General features: G+C 48.6%; 22 protein-coding genes. 9 read left to right on the top strand and 13 right to left on the bottom strand.

From position 1 onward, the window contains the following. From VJY99_RS09850 to VJY99_RS09820, 7 genes are all read right to left on the bottom strand, one after another. Positions 1 to 2,542: fimbria/pilus outer membrane usher protein (locus VJY99_RS09850; protein ID WP_324117871.1), on the bottom strand; the 2,542-nt coding region annotated here is incomplete at its 3' end. Between the two features lie 32 nt (positions 2,543 to 2,574). Further along, entirely contained in the window at positions 2,575 to 3,303 is a 729-nt protein-coding gene (locus VJY99_RS09845) for a fimbrial chaperone (RefSeq protein ID WP_324117870.1), read from the bottom strand. A 57-nt stretch (positions 3,304 to 3,360) separates the two neighbouring features. Beyond that, positions 3,361 to 3,975: a hypothetical protein gene (locus VJY99_RS09840; protein WP_324117869.1), complete on the bottom strand. Its 615-nt coding sequence runs from the start codon at positions 3,973 to 3,975 to the stop codon at positions 3,361 to 3,363. Between the two features lie 363 nt (positions 3,976 to 4,338). Continuing rightward, on the bottom strand, positions 4,339 to 5,001 hold the full coding sequence (gene rnt, locus VJY99_RS09835) for a ribonuclease T (RefSeq protein ID WP_324117868.1): 663 nt from the start codon (positions 4,999 to 5,001) through the stop codon (positions 4,339 to 4,341). Between the two features lie 118 nt (positions 5,002 to 5,119). Beyond that, complete coding sequence (gloA, locus tag VJY99_RS09830; protein ID WP_324117867.1) at positions 5,120 to 5,527, bottom strand: lactoylglutathione lyase; 408 nt, start codon at positions 5,525 to 5,527, stop codon at positions 5,120 to 5,122. Positions 5,528 to 5,678: 151 nt separating this feature from the next. Next, on the bottom strand, positions 5,679 to 6,776 hold the full coding sequence (locus VJY99_RS09825; RefSeq protein ID WP_324117866.1) for an alkene reductase: 1,098 nt from the start codon (positions 6,774 to 6,776) through the stop codon (positions 5,679 to 5,681). A gap of 55 nt (positions 6,777 to 6,831) precedes the next feature. After that, the gene (locus VJY99_RS09820; RefSeq protein ID WP_324117865.1) at positions 6,832 to 7,431 is read right to left on the bottom strand and encodes a TetR/AcrR family transcriptional regulator; all 600 of its coding nucleotides are present in this window, start codon (positions 7,429 to 7,431) and stop codon (positions 6,832 to 6,834) included. A gap of 133 nt (positions 7,432 to 7,564) precedes the next feature. Here VJY99_RS09820 and VJY99_RS09815 point away from each other — a divergent pair, with 133 nt between their 5' ends. The 3 genes from VJY99_RS09815 (at position 7,565) to sodC (ending at position 9,487) form a co-directional block, all read left to right on the top strand. Then, entirely contained in the window at positions 7,565 to 7,804 is a 240-nt protein-coding gene (locus VJY99_RS09815) for a DUF1289 domain-containing protein (protein WP_324117864.1), read from the top strand. Positions 7,805 to 7,861: 57 nt separating this feature from the next. Further along, positions 7,862 to 8,758, top strand: coding sequence for an aldo/keto reductase family oxidoreductase (locus tag VJY99_RS09810; RefSeq protein WP_324117863.1), 897 nt, complete (start codon positions 7,862 to 7,864; stop codon positions 8,756 to 8,758). Positions 8,759 to 8,965: 207 nt separating this feature from the next. Next, the gene (gene sodC, locus VJY99_RS09805; protein ID WP_324117862.1) at positions 8,966 to 9,487 is read left to right on the top strand and encodes a superoxide dismutase [Cu-Zn] SodC; all 522 of its coding nucleotides are present in this window, start codon (positions 8,966 to 8,968) and stop codon (positions 9,485 to 9,487) included. A gap of 2 nt (positions 9,488 to 9,489) precedes the next feature. On the opposite strand, the gene VJY99_RS09800 is transcribed toward sodC, so the two are convergent. From VJY99_RS09800 to VJY99_RS09790, 3 genes are read right to left on the bottom strand one after another with little or no spacing between them, the layout of a single operon-like run. Beyond that, on the bottom strand, positions 9,490 to 11,511 hold the full coding sequence (locus tag VJY99_RS09800; RefSeq protein WP_324117861.1) for an FUSC family protein: 2,022 nt from the start codon (positions 11,509 to 11,511) through the stop codon (positions 9,490 to 9,492). An 8-nt stretch (positions 11,512 to 11,519) separates the two neighbouring features. After that, a complete protein-coding gene (locus VJY99_RS09795) occupies positions 11,520 to 12,377 on the bottom strand; it encodes an HlyD family secretion protein (protein ID WP_324117872.1) in 858 nt (285 codons plus the stop codon). Positions 12,378 to 12,380: 3 nt separating this feature from the next. After that, positions 12,381 to 12,590, bottom strand: a complete 210-nt coding sequence (locus VJY99_RS09790) for a DUF1656 domain-containing protein (RefSeq protein WP_414641582.1) — start codon at positions 12,588 to 12,590, stop codon at positions 12,381 to 12,383. A 202-nt stretch (positions 12,591 to 12,792) separates the two neighbouring features. Between VJY99_RS09790 and slyA the strand changes: the two genes are divergently transcribed. Then, positions 12,793 to 13,233 (top strand): transcriptional regulator SlyA, encoded by a 441-nt coding sequence (gene slyA / locus VJY99_RS09785; protein ID WP_324117859.1) that lies wholly within the window; start codon positions 12,793 to 12,795, stop codon positions 13,231 to 13,233. 119 nt (positions 13,234 to 13,352) lie between these two features. Here slyA and slyB read toward each other — a convergent pair whose 3' ends face one another. Next, positions 13,353 to 13,820, bottom strand: coding sequence for an outer membrane lipoprotein SlyB (gene slyB, locus VJY99_RS09780; protein ID WP_324117858.1), 468 nt, complete (start codon positions 13,818 to 13,820; stop codon positions 13,353 to 13,355). 284 nt (positions 13,821 to 14,104) lie between these two features. On the opposite strand from slyB, the gene anmK reads away from it, so the two are divergent. The 5 genes from anmK to pdxY all read left to right on the top strand — a co-directional run bounded on the left by anmK (position 14,105) and on the right by pdxY (position 18,974). Beyond that, complete coding sequence (gene anmK, locus VJY99_RS09775) at positions 14,105 to 15,229, top strand: anhydro-N-acetylmuramic acid kinase (RefSeq protein ID WP_324117857.1); 1,125 nt, start codon at positions 14,105 to 14,107, stop codon at positions 15,227 to 15,229. A 111-nt stretch (positions 15,230 to 15,340) separates the two neighbouring features. Continuing rightward, positions 15,341 to 15,664, top strand: coding sequence for a C-type lysozyme inhibitor (gene mliC, locus VJY99_RS09770; RefSeq protein ID WP_324117856.1), 324 nt, complete (start codon positions 15,341 to 15,343; stop codon positions 15,662 to 15,664). Positions 15,665 to 15,805: 141 nt separating this feature from the next. Further along, complete coding sequence (gene pdxH / locus VJY99_RS09765) at positions 15,806 to 16,462, top strand: pyridoxamine 5'-phosphate oxidase (RefSeq protein ID WP_324117855.1); 657 nt, start codon at positions 15,806 to 15,808, stop codon at positions 16,460 to 16,462. 277 nt (positions 16,463 to 16,739) lie between these two features. Then, positions 16,740 to 18,014 (top strand): tyrosine--tRNA ligase, encoded by a 1,275-nt coding sequence (gene tyrS, locus VJY99_RS09760; RefSeq protein ID WP_324117854.1) that lies wholly within the window; start codon positions 16,740 to 16,742, stop codon positions 18,012 to 18,014. Between the two features lie 99 nt (positions 18,015 to 18,113). Then, a complete protein-coding gene (pdxY, locus tag VJY99_RS09755; RefSeq protein WP_324117853.1) occupies positions 18,114 to 18,974 on the top strand; it encodes a pyridoxal kinase PdxY in 861 nt (286 codons plus the stop codon). Positions 18,975 to 19,067: 93 nt separating this feature from the next. Here pdxY and gstA read toward each other — a convergent pair whose 3' ends face one another. Together gstA and dtpA are read right to left on the bottom strand one after the other, a co-directional pair. After that, entirely contained in the window at positions 19,068 to 19,670 is a 603-nt protein-coding gene (gene gstA / locus VJY99_RS09750; protein WP_324117852.1) for a glutathione transferase GstA, read from the bottom strand. Positions 19,671 to 19,791: 121 nt separating this feature from the next. Further along, entirely contained in the window at positions 19,792 to 21,297 is a 1,506-nt protein-coding gene (gene dtpA / locus VJY99_RS09745; protein ID WP_324117851.1) for a dipeptide/tripeptide permease DtpA, read from the bottom strand. Positions 21,298 to 21,417 lie beyond the last annotated feature (120 nt).

Here is a 21,417-nt window from a genome sequence, read left to right as displayed (position 1 = left end):
CGGCTTCAGGTGGCAGTTGATAGGAAACACGGCAGCTATTGGTTGCACCTTCGCCCCAGCGCACGGTCAGTTCACCTTTCTCACTGGCACCACGGGTGAGTAATTTCCCCCCTTGCGCGGCATTACCGATGTGTTCACCCGCTTCGTTGTAAACATCTGCACCCAGCGGAATAAAGTCTTGCCGGCGTTTAGCAACAAACAAGACAAAGCGCCGTTCATCGGTATCAAACTTCACGCGTACGATTGAACCATCATGAGGGATAACGCTGCTCATGGTGCCTTTCATCTCGGTATTGCTTTCCATGCTACTGATATCCAGCGCAATTTTGTTTTCAATATAAGGGGAAAGGTTGGTGGCCAGGGCATAGCCATTACCATCAACCTTTGCGTTGCCATTCTGCACTTTGCTGCCGGTGGCACCCTTCGCCTCAATTAATGCCATTGGCCCACTGAGGGAAATATCCGGTGCAAATGTCACACCATTGGCATGACCCACCAGCCCACCGTTTAACGACATGGAAACCTGCTGGTTACCATCATTGCTGCGAGTGACTGTCCCCCCGAGCCGTGTAAAACGGGTATTGACGGAGGCATTACCGCTGAGAGAAGCAATATTCTGTTCACCCTCTCGCGTGGTGTTGTAATAAGCATTGACGCCGTAACTTAAATCATTGTCAGGGCGGTAACCGTTAGCGCCTACCGTGGTATTGGTTTCATGATTATTATTGGTGCCAACACCGATATTCAGGCTGTCAAATATCGGCGGTGAATCACTGTGGCCATTAGACCAATCAAGCGGGATAGAGAGGTTCACATAGAGCTGTGTATCAGACTGTCCCTCTGTTCCGTCGTAATATTTCGATGCGGAAATGCTGTAAGAAACTTTCCCCCATTGATTGCTGTAACCCATCTGGTATTGGGTATTCTTGCCTTTTTCTGAATTCCAGTAGTCTTCAATGCTACCGTTCAGATAAAGAGAACCGTATCCCTTTGGTAGTGCCTGGCTGATATTGAGCTGGAATTTATTTCGTGAGCGATTTAATTTAGATAAATCATTAAGGGAATCATCATAAATATAATCCATTGCATCGCTCAGGCTGAAATAACCACTGGTTGAATAGCGGTAAGCAGCCAGCTGAAAACTGGTGTTGGTGGTATCAATAAATTGGTCGTAACTTAACTGATAGCTTTGCCCGTTATAGGTTTTGTCATCAGGGACTTGCGTATGTGAGTTCGTGACGTCAAAAGACAAGGCCCCGAATGGCGTATTCAGCGTGCCACCAATCACCCCCGCCCAGTAGCTTTCAGTGCCCTGCAGGCCACCATAGGCTGTAATGGTATTACTTAAACCCTGTTGCCAGGTTCCCTGAGCCACCAGGGGTTTATCGTTATAATTGTCGCCACCATCATATTCGCCGACGGTGAAGTTATAACGAAATACACCAGGACGCAGCATCTGGCTCGACGTGGAATAGGGGACAATAAAGGTCTTCACCCGTCCGTCAGCTTCTGTCACTTCGACTTCTATATCGGTGCCTACGTTACCTGAACGTATATTGGGGAATTCAAATGCGCCGGGTGGAACCGTGGTTTCATAAATGACATAGTCGTTCTGTTTGACCTTTACCTTGGCGTTACTTTCCGCCACGCCACGTATCACGGGGAAAAATCCCTGCTGCGAAAAGGGCAGCATACGATCGTCGCTTTTTAGCGTGATACCATTGACGTTAAATGAGTCGAACAGTTGCCCATCACTATAAGCATTCCCCATGCGGATTTGTCCGCGCAGAAAGGCAATGTCGCGCTCGACATAAAAGTCGCCAGTGTCAAAAGTCGTGCCGTCTTCTTCGCTCCAGTTAGAATAGGCATTGGTACGGAAACGCCAGGCACCGAGGTTAATCCCACCGTTATAGTTCCCGCTTACCGTGCGTGAAGTATCGTCATCATTTTTCGATGAGTAAGCGTTAAAGTTGTAATCCAGCAGTACGGCATTGATGCCATTTTGCCAAAGCTCTGGATCGACCGTTCCATCTTCTGAAACAAAGGTATTGATCTGAGGAACGTCCAGCTTAAATGTCTGGGTGTTGACATCCAGCACCCAGCGAGCAGTAGGGATATATTCCTTCAGATCGATGCAGCGATTTTCATCTGCCGCATCCTGCTCATTATCTTTTGTCCAGCCCGCATCTTTAATCCCCGCTTGTTTTAATAAGCCAGGCGTTAAACACGCATCGCCAACACCATCTTTATTGTTATCGATAAAGTCGACAGCGAGATCACCTTTATCCACATCATTGGTAATAAAACGCACGGTATAATGCCCGGGAATAACCGGGTTGCCTTCACTGAATTTTGAGATGTCAATTCCATAACCGCTCAAAAAGCCTTCGTTAAACTCAATGTCCTCATCTTTTCCATCTTTACTTTCCTGCACTTCCGTTGTGGTTTCGGGTAAGGGGAGGTTACCCGCATCTGCCGCATAGCTATACTGGCATGCGGCAAGAATAGACATCGTTAATAATGAAAGCCTCATTTGGGACATGTAAAAGCACCTGCAACATTACGTAGAGTGAATTATTTGAGAGTTGATTCACCTTTATCAGAACCACCATAATCATTAATGGACGCGTAATTTATTTTCCATGCGCCATCATTAATGCTTTGTTTAGACTGGAGTTCAGTGGTGCTGAAAGGGGCCAACATGGCATCACCGAGCTCAACATTTTTTGTGCCGGATTTTAAATTCACAGCAGAATACGAAATGTAATAAGGCGTCGGGTTGTTAGCTTTAATTTTATTCCCCCCAGCCTTGCTCCAGATAACCGCACTGGCTGCCTGGTTTGGCTGAGGTTTTAAATTGTCTGGGCGGTAAAAAAGTTTTACGCGCGTACGAAATGCGAGCTGTAAAGTATTATCAGCTGTACTTCCGTCACCTTTTTTGGCTTTTGCCGGAATTTCCAAAACGTTTAACCAGAAAATACTTTCACGATCCGCGGGTAGTTTTGGCTGGTTATAAACAATACGCAAGGTCTGGCCTTTCTCTGCATCAATGCGTGAAACAGGAGGAGTTAAATAAAAAGGCACATCAACAGATTCCGGACGAGCTGAGGGGTCGCCGGCATCTATCCACGATTGAGCCAATAAAGGATGTGAACCTTTATTGGTTAACTGCACAGTCACATCTTTTTTATTCGCCGGGAATATCACTCGGGTCCCGGAAAGAACTAAGTCAGCACACGCGTATTGACTGAAACCTGCAGCAAGAATAACGGCCAGTGTACATTTAATTAACTTTTGTTTCATTTATATTACTCATTTAAAAAGAGTTATTGCCCGTAATGGGCAATAACTTGTTCAAACTCAGTTATAAACGATGTCAAACGTAGCAACAGATGAGAAAGCACCTGAGCCGATGGTTGCAGCGGTTTTAATAAACTGAGCACCTACTTCTACATTTCCGACAAATGCTGCTTCGGCGGCAGAAGTTTTAACTAATGGCAATGCCTGACCAAAAGTGACTGCCGAAGTTGGAGCACTTGGAAGGACGATGGCTGCGTTAACGCCAGTGGCAACAGGAGTAGAACCCTGACCGATGAAATCATTCTTGTAACTATCGACACCCGCGGAATCAACACCAAACACACCCTGGTTAAACGCGATAGCTTTTGGAACCACTTCACCGGCACAACCTGAAACTTCAACGTTAAACTTGCTGAAGTTATCACCCAGCAGATCGCCAATTGCTGCTGCTTGAGTATCAGCAACCAGGATGCTTGGCAGGGTCACTTCTGGACGAACCGTATCAGTTGAATCCTGGCCATCAGTCGTGACCTTGCAGGTGCCGCTATAAACGTGACCCAACAAAGTTACGCCACCATCATCACTCACGACGCCGTCATCAGCAGCATTTGCAAATGCTGCAACCAAAGATAACGCGAGTACAGACGCTTTCATTACATTCCGAGTTACAGACATAGTTAGATCCTTCTAATTTGTTTAGATGAAATTTAAATCGCAGATTGGTGATAAATAATATATTGGATACGTTGTTGCTTTATTCAATATACTTTTTGTCGGAGGTGATTTTCGGTTAATTGCACTCATTAAGTCAACTTAATAACATATGTTGATATTATTAATTGCATGTAAGTGTTTAATTTTATTGCGATTGGTTTTATTTCTGTGGTTTTTTCTAATTAAATAAAAATAAAATGGTGAGGGCGGTACTTTCTGATAGGTGTTTATAGTTGTTAGTTGGATGTTTATTTAGCAACTGAGTTGTAGTAATAAAAAGCCGAACGTTTTAATGTTCGGCTTTAATTGTTTAATTAAATGAAATTATTTTTCGATTTGTGCTTCATTTTCTATAGCGGGTAACGGCCAGCCGCCTAAACGTTTCCAGCGATTCACTATCTCACAAAATAGCTGCGCGGTTTGTTCGGTATCATAAAGTGCAGAATGCGCCTGGCTACTATCAAACGGCATACCTGCGGCAATACAGGCTTTTGCCAGCACCGTTTGGCCTAACGCCAGCCCGCTGAGTGCTGCGGTATCAAAGGTGACAAACGGGTGGAACGGGTTACGTTTTAATGATGCACGCTCTGCGGCAGCCATCATAAAGCTGTGATCGAAGGTCGCGTTGTGTGCCACCATAATCGCGCGGTTACACCCGCTGTCTTTCATGCCTTTGCGCACCATTTTAAAAATCGCATGCAGCGCATCATATTCACTAATGGCACCACGCAACGGGTTGTGCGGGTCTATACCATTAAAGGCCAGCGCTTCAGGCTGAAGGATTGCGCCTTCAAAAGGGTCGACATGGAAATGCAGGGTTTCATCAGGCATTAACCAGCCGTCCTGATCCATCTTTAACGTGATGGCAGCGACTTCCAGTAAAGCATCGGTTTTCGCGTTAAACCCAGCGGTTTCAACGTCAATGACTACCGGATAAAAACCACGAAAGCGGTCACACAGGCCTTGCAGTTGCGTGTTGTCAGACATCAGGATCTCTTAATACGGGGAAAAAGCAGCGCGCATTATGGCAAATTTTAGGGAGGTAAGCTAACGGGTGCAATGTACACCCGTTAGTTGGATATCTAGTTGGATATCTCGTTGGGTATTAGTTACCCAAGCCTTTACCGGCATCTTTGCTTTCAATAAGCTCAATCTTGTAGCCGTCTGGGTCTTCAACAAAAGCGATAACGGTAGAACCGCCTTTTACCGGACCTGCTTCACGAGTGACATTGCCACCATTGTTGCGAATACGTTCGCAAGCTTCGGCCGCGTTATCAACGCCCAGGGCGATATGGCCATAAGCATTACCTAAATCGTAGCTCTCTGTGCCCCAGTTATAGGTCAGTTCGATGACCGCTTCTTCGGTTTCTGGACCGTAACCAACGAACGCGAGAGAGTATTTGTACTCTGGGTTTTCGCTGGTGCGCAGCAGTGTCATGCCCAGAACATTGGTGTAAAAATTAATCGAACGTTGCAAGTCGCCAACACGCAGCATGGTATGAAGTAAGCGCATAAATTCCTCTTTTCCCCTTCATTCTTCAAGTTGTGACGGTGTTGGCCACAACTCGAATTATTTGGGTAAAATTTGGGTAAAATTAAAGGATTAATTTCTAAATGTGAGGTAAGTATAGCGGCGAATTCACGCCGCTATCAATGGACAGTTCTTATAATGTTGGGTAATCGGTGTAACCTTCAGCGCCGCCACCATAGAAGGTTTCCGGGCGTTGGGCGTTGAGTTCGGCATTGTGATGCAGGCGTTCAACCAGATCCGGATTCGAAATGTAGTCACGGCCAAACGCTACGGCGTCGATTAAACCTTTCTCGATTAATGACTCAGCTTTCTCTGGGGTATAAGCACCCGCGCCAATGATTACACCGTTGAAGCGCTCACGTACTTTCTGACGGAATTCTTCGGTGTACGGCTTGCCGCCAGCCCAGTCAGGCTCTGACATGTGCAGATAGGCTATCCCGCGTTTGTTTAATTCTTCAATCAGATACAGCGCATCGGCTTCTTCATCCGGGCCGTTATCGACATTCTGGAAAGAACCGATTGGCGAGACACGAATACCAATGCGGTCAGCACTCCACTCTTGACTCACCGCATCGACCACTTCCAGCACCAGGCGCGCGCGGTTTTCACGGCTTCCGCCGTATTCATCGGTACGTTGGTTAGAGGTTGGTGAGAGGAACTGGTGCAACAAGTAACCGTGTGCAGAGTGCAGTTCGACCATATCGAAACCGGCGTCACGTGCATTGCCTACTGCCTGGCGGAAATCATTCACGATGCCCGGGATTTCATTGAGCTCAAGTGCTCGCGGCATTGAGGTGTCGACACGGATAGCATGGCCATTTTCATCACGCAGTGAGGTACGCGTACCGGCAGAAATTGCGGATGGCGCAACTGGGGCTTGCTGGCCTGGCTGAATGCTGTTGTGAGAGATACGACCGGTATGCCACAGTTGCACGGCAATGTGGCCGTCAGCCGCGTGAACGCCAGCGGTTATCTTCTTCCACGCAGCAATCTGCTCATCGCTGTGCAGGCCTGGTGCGCCTTCATAACCTTTAGCTTGTGCTGAAATCTGCGTCGCTTCACTGATGATAAGGCCAGAACTGGCGCGTTGACGGTAATACTCGCCCATCAACGGAGTAGGGATATCACCCGGCACAATGCTGCGAAGACGAGTTAACGGCGCCATAAAAATACGGTTTGGTGTCGTAATGGCACCGACTTTCAGTGGGGTAAATAATTTATCTGCTGACATGGGATATCCTTTGAATAGACCGGTCGACTAGTAATTAGGTAAATAAAAAAACCTGTCAGGAGACAGGCTCCGCTAATAATTGGGTGACGTGGGCGAGTGCGCATTCCAGCGGTATCGCGCTACGTGAAATCTTCGCCTGTAAACTGGCTCCGAGCCACAGGGCATAAATCACTTGTGCCTGGCTTAAGGCTGAGTCGGTTAATTTCAGGCTTTTTTCGGCGTAACCTTTTTCCAGTGCAACAGCAATCTGGGAGATTATCTGCTCAGCGCCTTTGTTCAACGCCGCACGCATATCTTCTGAAAGGTCACACACTTCAGCCGAAAGTTTAACCGTCAAACAACTCATCAGGCGACCGTGCTGGGAAAACCAATTAACGGTTTCCTGATACCAGGCCAGTATTTTTTCACGGTGTGTCCCGGTGCCTTGCGAAAAATGCTGCTGTAATCGCAGGTTGTAAACGGTGTAATACCGTTCCAGCATCGCTACGCCAAACGCCTCTTTTGAGCGAAAGTAGTGATAGAAGGAGCCTTTCGGCACTTCGGCGGTGCTTAACAATTCGCTTAATCCCATGCCAGTAAACCCGCGTTGCAGACAAAGCTGCTCACCGGTAGCAAGGAGATGTTCACGCGTGTCATGTTCGGGATGTCTGTTCATGGGAATCACTGTAATAGACCAGTCGGTCTATTGCAAGGGGCAATTCACAATGGGGTTAAGAATATTTACCGCACCGCTTGCAACATTTTGGATGTCGGGCTTCAATTGAAACAATGCTGCAAAGGGGGTTAGGGTGTCTGAACAGTTAGAGTTTTTCCCGATTCAAAGCCCGTGTCGCGGCATTTGCCAGTCAGATGAGCGCGGTTTTTGCCGTGGATGTATGCGTAACCGCGATGAACGTTTTCAATGGCAGCAGATGAGTGATGGGCAAAAGCAAGAAGTGCTGCGTTTATGTCGCCAGAGATTAATGCGCAAATTACGCGCAAACAAGTCCGCTTCCCCCGAAGAACCTCAACAACCCTCACTATTTTAATCCGCCGATACCATTATACTCAGATGCAGAATTCGTTTATTACTGAGGATTGGCTTTATGGTACAGCGCATTACGATTGCCCCGCAGGGACCTGAGTTTTCTCGCCTGGTTATGGGCTATTGGCGTTTGATGGAATGGAACATGTCCGCTCGTCAACTGGCCAGCTTTATTGAAGAACATGTCGATTTGGGGATAACCACAGCTGATCACGCCGATATCTATGGGGGTTATCAGTGTGAAGCTGCGTTTGGCGATGCGATGCGCCTGGTGCCACATTTGCGCCAGAAAATGGAAATTGTCACCAAGTGCGGGATTGCCACCACCGCCAATCCTGGCCATGCGCTGGGGCATTACATTACCGATAAATCACACATCATCAGCAGTGCTGAGTCATCGCTGCAAAAACTGGCAACCGATTACCTCGATTTGCTTTTGATTCACCGTCCTGACCCTCTTATGGATGCTGACGAAGTGGCTGAAGCGTTCACCTCGCTGCATCAGAGCGGTAAAGTGCGCCACTTTGGGGTCTCGAACTTCACGCCTGCACAATTTGCTCTACTGCAATCGCGTCTGCCGTTTACCCTGGCGACCAACCAGGTAGAAATTTCACCGGTGCACCAGCCAACAATTCTTGATGGCACGCTGGATCAATGCCAGCAGTTACGCATCCATCCTATGGCGTGGTCTTGCCTTGGGGGCGGCAGCTTGTTTAATGATGAAGGGTTCCAGGCACTGCGTGATGAATTACGTACTGTGGCAGATGAATTGGGTGCGGACACTATTGAGCAAGTGGTTTATGCCTGGATAATGCGCCTGCCTGCGAAACCGTTGCCAATCATTGGATCCGGTAAGATTGAACGCGTACGTTCAGCCATTCATTCTCTGAGCCTTGATATGAGCCGCCAACAGTGGTTCCGTATTCGTAAAGCGGCACTGGGTTACGACGTGCCATAACCCGCTTTAATTGTTATACCCAAAATAATGGGAGTTGCATCAAGGTGGCAAACGAGAGAATCCCAATGAGCTTACTCAGGTCAGTGATTTGGGTGCACGAGCAAAGCTCACGCAGATGCAACGTCAAGGATGAAAGGGGTATCTCCCGGAGTATTTGACTGGTATGGCCTATGCTTAACAGGCCGAAAGTCAATCCGGGAGGTCAAAATGAAGCGAATAAGTCTGGCTTTTCTTACGCTACTTAGCTGTGCGGCAGTTCAGGCTGCAAGCACTGAGGTTCAAATGAACCTCGTCACGCCACAGGGGATAGACCATTCTCTTGGTACAGTGAAAATAACCGAAACCGATAAAGGGCTGCTCTTTGCGCCCGATCTCCGAACCCTTCCTCCAGGTGAGCATGGCTTCCATGTTCATGCCAATGGTAGTTGTGAACCCGCACTGAAAGAGGGAAAACCCTCAGCTGCTGAAGCCGCAGGGGGGCATCTTGATCCGGATAAAACAGCTAAACATATGGGGCCGATGGGTGTTGGGCACTTGGGCGATTTACCGGTGCTGGTGGTCAATAATGACGGCAGCGCAACCGAACCCGTGACTGCACCGCGTCTGAAAACCCTCGATGAAGTCAAAGGCAAGGCGTTGATGGTGCATGTTGCTGGCGATAATATGTCGGATCAACCTAAACCGCTTGGCGGTGGTGGAGCACGCTACGCTTGCGGTGTGATTCAATAAACTCAGCGGCTGCCTGCTCGTTTTCCTGCAGGTGGCGCTTGTTCCAGCTGTGAAAGGGAACAATAGAGTCGCCAGATGATCCCGGCAAGTTGACGTGCGGCTGGGGTATGATGGCGCGAAAGCGAATCCGAAATGCGTTGCAGTTCCAGCAATGTGCTGGCTAATGAACTTTGCTGAACCCCGCGCTCACTCATGATGTCTCTCAGGGTATGAATGCACACATCACGTACCCGGGATAGCGGGTCTGAGCGCGTTTCCCATCCACGAAGTTGCCACACCACGTGCGAACAGTTAAGTAACACCACTCCCCAACGCAACAGCCAACGACGTGCGACATCATCTTTACTGTTACTGAGCTGGCTGATGTGATGATAAACCAGGGATTCAAATTGGTGTTCAGCATGCTGCGGTTTACGACTGAGTTGGTCAACGAAACCACGGCGCAATGCACAAATATGGCGGCGACTTTTCCGCGTGTCAGAACCTGGGCGCAAAACAGAAAATGCGACCCAGGAAAGACCAACGCCGATGACTTTTGCCAGATTGTCGTTAAGGAAATCAGCGAGGTCATAAACCGGCGGATTGGTAACGGCAATAAACGACCCCATAAAAACAATCAGTTGCCCCCATAAGCCGGCAAGCCTGGGTTGTTGTAGCTTCAGGAGTTGCATCGTTGCCAGTAGCGGCAATAAGAAAATCAGGAATTGCCACAGTTCGGTAATTTGCACCATCAGGCCAAACTTCACCAGGAAGCTGAACACCGAAAGCCACAATAAGGTGCGCATTAACAAGGTCAGTGAATTCAACGGTGAAGGCACTGACGAATAGAGCACACAACTGATAGCTGCCAGTGATAACGCGCCACTCCCGGCATCCCATTGGCTGCTGATACACCAGGCGCCGGTTACCGTGATGACGCAAAAGGTGCGTAATGCACTCCAGACCGCTTCGGTATTATCAGTATGGCGAGCCAGCGGAGCGGTGACAGGCGGAGCCAATACCGAAACGGGTGTGGCATTTTCCAGTTCTCGCATCCATCGGCGGCTATTGAGATACAACCAGCAGAAATAGCGCAGACGATGCCAGAAAGCCTGATGGCGGTAATCATCATCTGAGCTGGGGGCAATTTGCGAAAGCAGACGTGCGACGGTGTACTTATGGACATCTTCCCGCGCCAATTCTTTAATAATGGCCTCCAGAACAGACCATAAATTTTCAGGCGGATTAGGCCAGTTCATTAACATGCGGCGCAGACTGGAAATCACACTGGTCAGGCGCAATTGTTGATGAATAAGATAGTTAAGCAAATTGTTCTGGCGGCGGAATCGATAATGGCTCCAGAATGCCTGAATCCTCAGCAAATTCATGGTCAGAATTTGCCCGATCACCCCTTCGTGCGCGGTACGAATCGCATCCGTTGTTTCTGGCTTCCACAGCATGGATGCGTGCTCGAGCAGTCGTGCGTGCATATTTCGCAGTGCCGTAAGCAGCGTGGTGCCATCTGAGGTGCTGGGCAGCACCATCATCATAAATGCACCACACAAAATACCGACGATGACTTCGCAAACACGGGCCTGCGTGATATCCCAAAGTTGCGTGGTATCGACGGTATTCACCATCGGGAAAGCGATGATCGCCGCAGTGTAACCCGCAAGCATAAAGGCGTACGCCACGTTGTTTTGAAAATGACTAGAACTCCAGGTACAGAGTGCCAGCCATGAGGCCATTGCAAAAGTGAACAGCCAGGGGTCGTTGAGCGTATTCCCAGCAATAATGAGTGAAGCCATCGCACCAATCAGGCTGCCGGCGACTCGCCCAAGGCTTTTACTGACCACGCCACCGACGGTTGGGAAGCTGACCACGGCCGCTGAGGTCATTGCCCAGTAAGGCTCATCTAAATCGAGGTAATAGGCGATGGTGAGTGCGAGACACATCGCAATAGCATTACGCAGTGCGTAACGCCATTGACCCGCATTCGCTTTCCCCCAGGGGGTATTTCGCCATGTTAACGCGGAGATTTTCATCTGCGAGGTCAGTGTTTAATGGATACGGTGCAAGTTGTGCCGGAAATCAGCGTAATGGCGTGCGGGATATCACCCAACTTGATACGCACAGGAACGCGTTGGGCCAGGCGCACCCACGGTACATTAGGCTTGATATCTGGCACTAACGCACTGTCACTTTCCACGCTTTGATCATAAATGGCACGTCCAATACTTTGTACTGTGCCGCTTAACGGTTCATGGCCGCTATACAGAACAATCTGCGCGGTGTCACCAGGCTGGATATGGCGCAGTTTAGTTTCTTCAAAGTAACCCACTACGTAAAAAGAGTGGCTGTCGACGAGGGCAAATATGGGCTGGCCCATCGTCGCGTAGTTGCCCGTACGGGTGGAAAGATTGGTTACCCATCCATCCACGGGTGCGCTGACGGTAGTTTGAGTCATTTGCCATTTTGCATGCTCAAGAGTTGCTTCGGCAGCCTTGACCGCCGCTTGCTCGGCTTTGACATTAATATTCGCGGTATCCATATCTTCAGCAGATATGTAATTGCGGGGTAAATTTTTCCGACGTAGTGCTTCGTTACTGGCTTTGACCAGTTCAGATTGTGTCTGGGCTAACTGCGCCTCTGCGTTCAGTTGGGCAATGTGGTAGGGAGTGGGATCTATCGTGAACAGCACTGTACCCGCTTTGACAAATTGGTTGTCTTCAATATTCAGTTGAGTAATGGTTCCCGACACTTGGGGGGTGATACTGACTTGTTCGGCCCTAACTTTCCCATCTCGCGTCCAGGGAGATTGCATGTAATAATTCCATAACAACCAGCCAACAATGATGGCCACAGCAAATATCAGCAGAGTGGAAAAGTACTTTATTGTTTTCATCATTATGCTTTACCACACCACCAGAATGACAAGCCCTGCGCTGACAGACAGCGAAAATAACGATAGATCCATTAATGTTGGATGCCAGATGTCCCCAGAATACATCCAGTCACGCAGCAAATGATGCAGAATGAACCAGATAAAAAAGCCAAGGATGACTGCTTTAAAAAGAGGGGGGAGGTAGATAGAAGCCCCAACAACCCAGTCCTGAAGAGGCATGCCTGATGTTATAAAATCGAATCTCACCTCAGATAATCCTTTAAATTACTGGGGATGACTGCCGTTTCCCCTGACTTAGTTGTAAACTAAAAGTATAGCTGGTTGCATAACATCAGCAAAAGTAAGGGATTTAATTACTCGATTAATGCCTGCAAAATAGTTTAAAATTAGTATAATAAGTTAGCAAGCTAATTATAAGGAGATGATATTGGAATCGCCGTTAGGATCAGATTTGTCACGGTTGGTGCGCATTTGGCGTGCTCTGATTGACCTTCGCCTGAAACCGCTGGAGTTGACACAGACGCATTGGGTTACGTTACATAACATTCATCAGTTGCCGCCCGAGCAGTCACAGATTCAGTTGGCTAAAGCGATTGGTATTGAGCAGCCATCATTAGTCAGAACACTCGACCAGCTTGAAGAGAAAGGGCTTATTTCTCGTCAAACTTGCGCGAATGACCGTCGAGCGAAACGCATTAAGCTCACTGAACGTGCTGCACCCATCATCGATGAGATGGAAACAGTGATCAAAAAAACGCGCGGTGAGATTTTGTTGGGGATCAGTACCGAAGAACAAGCGCTGTTAATTGACTTGATCAATCGCCTGGAAAAAAACATCGTTCATCTACAGGCAAAAGAGTAATTTTATGAGTCGGCCTCATCATTCGGTGAGGCTTTCTATTTTGCAAAGATCATGTGTGCAAAGGTCGTTACCACAGAAATAAAGTGGGGCAACCTACAGGCAAGTCACCCCAGACATTATCAATTTGGCGACACAGTCGTTTGGCTACCGCTGCTGGCGATTCTTACACGTTGGCCAGCCGTGAATGTGGTCTGGCCTTGTTTCTGTACGACCAGGATGGTGTTGCCATCATCTTTACGAATTTCTAGCTCAACACCATCGGTTTTGTTGATTGCACTCTGTACACTTTGGCCTGCAACACCACCTGCAACTGCACCTGCAGCCGTTGCCAGTGAACGACCGCTACCACCGCCAACAGTATTACCCAGGAAACCACCCAGAACCGCACCACCAATCGCGCCCATCACATTTGAATCGTTACCCGCCTGGATTTGAACGGGACGAGTGGATACCAATGTGCCGTAGGTTACGCTTTGAACTTGCTTGGCTTCTGAGGCGCTATACACGTCACCTGAAAGCGTGCTGGTATTGGCGCAACCAGCCAAAGTTAAACCCACTAACGAGACTGCCAGTATACGTGAAATCATTTATGACTCTCCTGTTCATCTAAAAACGCCCAACCGAGCATCCATCATGCCTAAATTATATGGTATTTAGGTGCTGAATTTAATATTAGTTCAGCCGCATTATGGCATTGATACTAAAAAACGGGCATTAACCACGCTTAAACCAGTTGCAGTTAAGGTATCACCCCGCTTTCAATATTATTTTGTGACGCAATATTGTTAAAAATTATTAATTAATTACAACATTGAATGTTAGTTTATGGGGAAATTAAACCCATAATTTTGCGAGTTTACAGGAGTAACAGATGAAATCAGGGCGTTATATCGGCGTGATGTCAGGCACCAGTCTGGACGGTATTGATGTCGTTCTGGCAGCGATTGATGAACATCTTGTTGCGCAACAAGCGAGTTACAGCCATCCCATCCCGTTGGACATTAAAAATGCCATATTGGCAATTTGTCAGGGTCAGCAGTTAACCCTTTCTCAACTCGGTCAACTTGATAATCGGCTCGGTAAATTGTTTGCTGAGGCCGTACAAACTCTGATGACGAGACACGGTCTGACGTATACCGATATCACTGCCATTGGTTGTCATGGGCAAACAGTGTGGCATGAGCCACAAGGTGAAGCGGCGCATACCCTGCAAATTGGGGATAATAACCAAATTGTTGCTCGCACTGGCGTCACCGTTGTGGGGGATTTCCGCCGCCGGGATATGGCGCTTGGTGGGCAGGGGGCGCCGCTTGTTCCTGCTTTCCATCAGGCGTTGCTGGGGCATCCTACTGAACATCGCATGGTGCTCAATATCGGTGGTATCGCTAATCTCTCGCTGCTCATTCCCGATCACCCGGTGCGCGGGTTCGACACCGGGCCGGGGAATATGCTTATTGATGCCTGGATCTGGCGTCAACGTGGCAAAGCCTATGATAAAGACGCGCAATGGGCGATCAGCGGTAAGGTGATTATCCCGTTGTTGCAGCAAATGCTGAGCGACCCGTATTTCGCGATGCCTGCGCCAAAAAGCACGGGCCGCGAGTATTTCAATTACGGCTGGCTCGAGCGGCAACTTGCGGTATTCCCAGGTCTTGCTGGAGAAGATGTTCAAGCCACGCTTACGGAACTGACTGCGGTTACGATTTCAGAGCAAGTCTTGTTGAGTGGCGGTTGTGAGCGCTTGATGGTGTGTGGTGGTGGCGGTCGCAATCCTTTATTAATGGCCCGTTTGGGGGCACTGCTACCCGGAATTGAAGTCACCAAGACTGACGACGCGGGGATCAGTGGCGATGATATGGAAGCATTAGCTTTCGCCTGGCTTGCTTATCGTACGTTATCTGGATTACCGGGTAATTTACCGTCGGTCACAGGTGCGTCGGCGGCCAGTGTTATAGGCGCAATTTTTCCTGCAAACCCGCTACACAATGTTCCCTAAAGAATCAGAGTTAACTGAAGTTATCTGAAGCACTAAATCTCTAAACTGAAGTTAATGGGGGAAGTTATGCTCCCCCTTTATAATAAATAATAAGAACTTCAGGATATGCAGATGAAAAAACGACTTATTGCCACCATCCCTTTCATGCTTGCCGGGTGTAGTTACTACAACACTTTTGTAGAACGTATGCAGACGGATACCCTACAATATCAATGTGATGAAAAACCTCTGACGATTGAACAAAGCGACCAGAAAAATAGGGTTAAATTTGTTTACGACAACGAATACTTGTCACTGACGCAGGGATTATCTGCATCGGGTACTCGCTATACTGATGGGGTTTATGTGTTCTGGTCAAAAGGTGATACCGCAACGGTATACCGTAAAGACCGAATTGTGCTGAATAACTGTCAGCTACAAAATCCCAAACATTGATACTCGTCATCATTCAAGCCGCAGCGGCGTTGGAGTCTCCCACTCACTTGCTGCCTTGCTGCAACATGAATTATTTAGAGTAGAGATTTCTAAGGGTGGAGCGCACAATAGCTCCACCTGAAGATTGCCTGATGTAACGCCATGTCTGATAACGACTCTCTGCAACAAATTGCACATTTGCGCCGCGAATACACTAAAGGTGGCTTACGTCGCAATGATCTTACTGAACAACCTTTAGCGTTGTTTGAACGCTGGTTAGCCCAGGCTTGCGACGCAAAACTGGCTGATCCTACCGCCATGGTGGTGGCCACTGTTGATGAGAACGGCCAACCGTATCAGCGCATAGTTTTGCTCAAACATTTTGATGAACGTGGGCTCGTGTTTTATACCAATCTGGGGTCGCGCAAAGCCCATCATCTAGAAAATAACCCACGTATTAGCCTGCATTTCCCCTGGCATATGCTTGATCGCCAGGTCATGGTGCAAGGCACTGCGGAGCGTTTATCTACCATCGAAGTGATGAAGTATTTTCACAGTCGTCCGCGTGATAGCCAGATCGGTGCCTGGGTTTCGAAGCAATCCAGCCGAATTTCCGCACGCGGTATTCTTGAAAGCAAATTCCTCGAACTGAAACAGAAATTCCAGCAGGGCGAAATTCCATTACCGAGTTTCTGGGGTGGGTATCGCGTAACAATTGAACAAATGGAATTCTGGCAAGGCGGAGAACATCGTCTACACGACCGTTTTTTATACCAGCGCGAAGGTACGGCCTGGAAAATAGACCGTCTGGCCCCATAACATCGGGAAATTGTTGTTTTAAGCGCTGGCACTCCGCGTGTCGGCGCTTTATTCTATGCACGTCATATTTCAAGTTGCATGTGCGTTGGCAATACTTGGCCCCTCCTTGGGCCTCGTCCCGTTGGGGCCAGCGCAAGCGCTGTTCAAAAGGCTAAAGCCTTTTGTCCTGTAACTCGAATTATTTTGGGTATATGTCCCTAAGAAATTAAATCCTTCCGCCAGCGGGCGGAAAGTCGTGTACCGGCCATGGTGCAGTCGTAAATAGATGGAGAATTTGATGGCAAGCATCAATTTGATAAAACAATTGCAAGAGCGGGGCTTAGTCGCCCAGGTAACGGATGAAGAAGCGTTAGCACAGCGACTGGCGCAAGGGCCAATTGCTCTGTATTGCGGCTTTGATCCTACCGCTGACAGCTTGCATTTGGGCCATCTGGTTCCACTGCTGTGCCTAAAGCGTTTCCAGGAAGCCGGTCACAAACCCGTTGCGCTGGTAGGTGGGGCGACAGGTTTGATTGGCGACCCGAGCTTTAAAGCATCTGAGCGCAAACTCAATACTGAAGATACAGTTCAAGAGTGGGTGGAAAAAATCCGCCGCCAGGTCGCACCGTTCCTTGATTTCAATTGTGGTGAAAACTCCGCAGTTGCTGCGAACAACTACGACTGGTTTGGTGGAATGAACGTTCTGACCTTCCTGCGTGATATTGGTAAGCACTTCTCTGTTAACCAGATGATTAACAAAGAAGCTGTAAAGCAGCGCCTTAACCGTGATGATGTCGGTATCTCCTTTACTGAATTCTCCTACAATCTGCTGCAAGGCTATGACTTTGCTTGTCTGAACAAACTGCATGGTGTGGTGCTGCAAATTGGGGGTTCTGACCAGTGGGGCAACATCACCTCCGGTATCGATTTGACTCGTCGTCTGCATCAGCAACAAGCCTTTGGCCTGACTGTTCCGTTGATCACTAAATCTGACGGCACCAAGTTTGGTAAAACAGAAGGTGGTGCGGTGTGGCTTGATCCTAAGAAAACCAGTCCGTACAAGTTCTACCAGTTCTGGATTAACACCGCTGACTCCGATGTGTATCGCTTCCTGAAGTTCTTCACCTTCATGAGTCTCGAAGAAATCGATGCGCTGGAAGAAGAAGATAAAAACAGCGGTACGGCTCCGCGCGCGCAATATGTGCTGGCAGAACAGGTGACTCGTCTGGTTCACGGTGAAGAAGGCCTGGAAGCGGCGAAACGCATTACCCGTAGCCTGTTCAACGGCAATCTGAGTGATTTGACCGAAGCTGACCTTGAGCAACTGGCGCAAGACGGCGTACCGATGGTGGAAATGGAGCGCGGTGCTGATCTGCAACAGGCATTGGTTGATTCTGAACTGCAACCGTCACGCGGCCAGGCACGTAAAACCATTGCGCAGAACGCCATCACCATTAATGGTGAGAAGCAGTCTGACCCGGAATACACCTTTGCTGATAGCGACATTCTTTTCAATCGCTACACCTTGCTGCGCCGGGGTAAGAAAAATTACTGCCTCGTTTGCTGGAAGTAATCAGGAATAAACAGAAGGGCGTGGGCAACCACGCCCTTTATTTTTACCACCCGTTGTTATTTCGCAACCATTAAAAAATCAGTCTGTCCGAGTAGAGAAATGAAAAACATTCTTGCCATCCAATCCCATGTAGTTTTCGGCCATGCAGGTAACAGTGCTGCGGAATTCCCGATGCGCCGTCTGGGCGCAAACGTTTGGCCGCTGAACACAGTACAGTTCTCAAACCATACCCAATACGGAAAATGGACAGGCACGGTGATGCCTGCCAGTCATCTCAGCGAGATTGTGCAGGGGATTGCAGATATTGGGCAGTTAGAGCGTTGTGATGCGGTACTGAGCGGTTATCTTGGCTCTGCGGAACAGGGCGAACACATTCTTTCTATTGTTCGTAAAGTTAAAGAAGCCAATCCGCAGGCGAAGTATTTCTGCGACCCCGTCATGGGGCATCCTGAAAAGGGGTGTTTCGTCGCACCGGGTGTTGCCGAATTTCATACTCGTTACGCAATGCCTGCCAGTGACATTATTGCACCAAACCTGATTGAGCTTGAGATCCTGTGTGGCCATGCGGTTAATACTGTGGATGAAGCGATACTCGCCGCGAGAGAACTGATTGCCCAGGGCCCGGAAATTGTATTGGTGAAACACCTGGCGCGCGCTGCATATCTGCATGACCGCTTTGAAATGCTGTTGGTGACGGCGGATGAAGCCTGGCATATCCATCGGCCATTGGTCGATTTTGGTGACCGTCAGCCCGTCGGCGTGGGCGATGTGACAAGCGGGCTGTTGCTGGTGAAACTGTTGCAGGGTGCCACACTACGTGAAGCATTAGAGCATGTTACCGCAGCGGTTTACGACATCATGGTCGTGACCAGGAAAATGGAAGAGTACGAGTTACAACTGGTGGCAGCGCAGGAAGGTATTGCGCATCCAGAGCATTATTTCACTGCTGTGAAATTGTAATAAAAAAGGCGGATGACGCTTGCGCCAATCCGCCTTCTGACTTGAGTTTTATGTCGAATAAGCGCCATCGCCATCCGACATAAAACTGTCGAATTAAAGCCCTTCAGCCGTTAATGCCGCAACAACGGCCGGACGCGCTTTCATTCGTGCGATAAACGCATCGATATTGCTCAGTCCTTCCAAATTCAGTTTCACCACACCCGCCCAGCGCAACACGGTAAACAGATACGCATCTGCCACACTAAAACGCAGCCCCATCAGCCACTGTTTATCATTGAGCTCTTCGTTGACGTATTTGAACTTCTTCTCAAGGGCTGCACGAGTCAGGGTCTTGAACTCATCAGGCGTGGCCGGATTGAACAGCGGTGAGAAACCTTTATGTAACTCAGTTGCGATGTAGTTCAGCCATTCGAGGGTGTGATAGCGCGTCATACTCCCTGCTGGCGCGAGCAATTGACGGTCAGGCACTTTATCTGCCAGATATTGCACAATCGCCACGCCTTCGGTTAGCAGAGTACCATCATCAAGCAGCAGTGCAGGAACTTGCCCTTTAGCATTCACTTCAAGGTAGTCATCACCCTCTTCGGTTTTTTTTGCCGCTAAATCGACCTTAACCAGAGAGAAATCGACACCGCTTTCACGTAGGACAATATGAGGGGAGAGGGAACAGGCACCCGCTTTATAATACAGTTTCATTTCTGAACTCCTTTAGTGCGCAAAGATACCTTATGTTAGTGCTCATTCAGGCAAAAAAACAGGCAAAAAAAAGCCGCTAGCGATAACGCTAACGGCTGAAAATATCCTGTTTCCCGCAACATTACGCGGTAGCTGTTTCCGTTGAGGTTTCAGCTTGGTCTTCACTCTGTGCCATACGGCTCAGTCTTGGCGCGGTTATCATCATCAGAACCGCGATGACAGCAGTGGCAATACCAATCTGCATGAACACACGACCATAAACTTCCAGTGACACCAGTGGATCTGTCACATTTTCAGGTACAGCCATCAGGTTTGCCACTTTACCCGCAATGAGTGCAGCACCAGCGGTAGTCAGGAACCAGCTACCCATGATGAAGCCCATCAGACGCTGTGGAACCAGTTGTGCCACCATCGCCAGACCCAGACCAGAAATCATCAGCTCACCGATACTCTGCAGTGCATAGCTCAGAATCAACCAGCTGACAGAAACGATACCTGCGTCAGATGCGAACTTGGCACCCAGTGGCAGCACCAGGAAGGCCAGTGAACACAAAACCATACCGAAGGCGAACTTATGCGGCATCGGCATACGGTCACCCATTTTGTTATAGATTGCAGCCAGAATTGGGCTACCAATCATAATCCAGAATGGGTTCAGTGCCTGGAACTGCTCGGGCTCGAACGTCAGACCCAAAATGGAGTGCTCAACGTTACGAATAGCAAAGAAGTTCAGAGATGTTGGCATTTGGCTGTACAGCACAAAGAACACAATCGCTTGAACCATCAGGATGAAGGCAACAATCATCTTACGACGAGCAGCACCCTGCATGGCAAAAGCTTCTTTAGCGAAGATAACCACGATGCCCAGAGCCACCAGGCCCAGAACCATACGTGCGATACCTTGGTTGTGCAGCAGCCAGGTTGCCACGGCAACGAGCACCACAACACCGACAATAGTCATTGCCAGTTTGCCAAAGTGCACAGGTTGGAAATCAGGTTTGGAACCGTGATTTTTCACCCACTTCTTACAGAACATAAAGTTCACGAGGGTGATAAGCATACCCACGAAGCTCAGTGAGAACGCCACGCTCCAGCCATATTTCGCTGCCAGCCAAGGTGTTGCCAGCATAGAGAAGAACGAACCGATGTTGATGGACATATAGTACATAGTAAATGCACCATCCAGACGCGGATCATCCTTTGCATAGCAAGTAGAAAGCAGGGAAGACGGGTTAGCCTTAAACAGGCCATTACCCACAGCAATGGTTGCCATACCCAGATACACGATAGCAACATCGTGGCCGGAATAAGCGACCAGCGCATAACCGATAGCCAGCACGATAGTCCCGAGCACAATGACACGCTTGGTGCCCAGAACTTTATCACCCAACCAACCACCAATAGCGACCATTCCGTAGACTAGCGCACTGAAGGAAGAGAACAGGGTGATGGAGTCAGCTTCGGACATACCCAGCATTTTGACCAGGTAAACGGCCATGATGCCCTGGAGGCCGTAATAGCCAAAACGCTCCCACAATTCGATTGAGAAAATCAGGTAGAACGATTTAGGTTGTTTGAAAGCATTCAGACTGATGCTTTCTGCTGGTTTATTGTTTGCAGTCGACACATATACCTCTTTTTTTACATCCCAATTTAATAGGAGTGTTTAAAGCGTCATGCCGAGTGTGCATTCGCTTTTTTAGTTATAAGAAAGGGGAAACGGCGGGTAATGTTCACTATCCTGAGG

The sequence above is a fragment of the Buttiauxella sp. genome (genome assembly GCF_035271705.1).
Lineage (GTDB): Bacteria > Pseudomonadota > Gammaproteobacteria > Enterobacterales > Enterobacteriaceae > Buttiauxella.
Note: the sequence above shows the minus strand (reverse complement) of the source record. Positions and strands in the feature narration are given on the sequence as shown.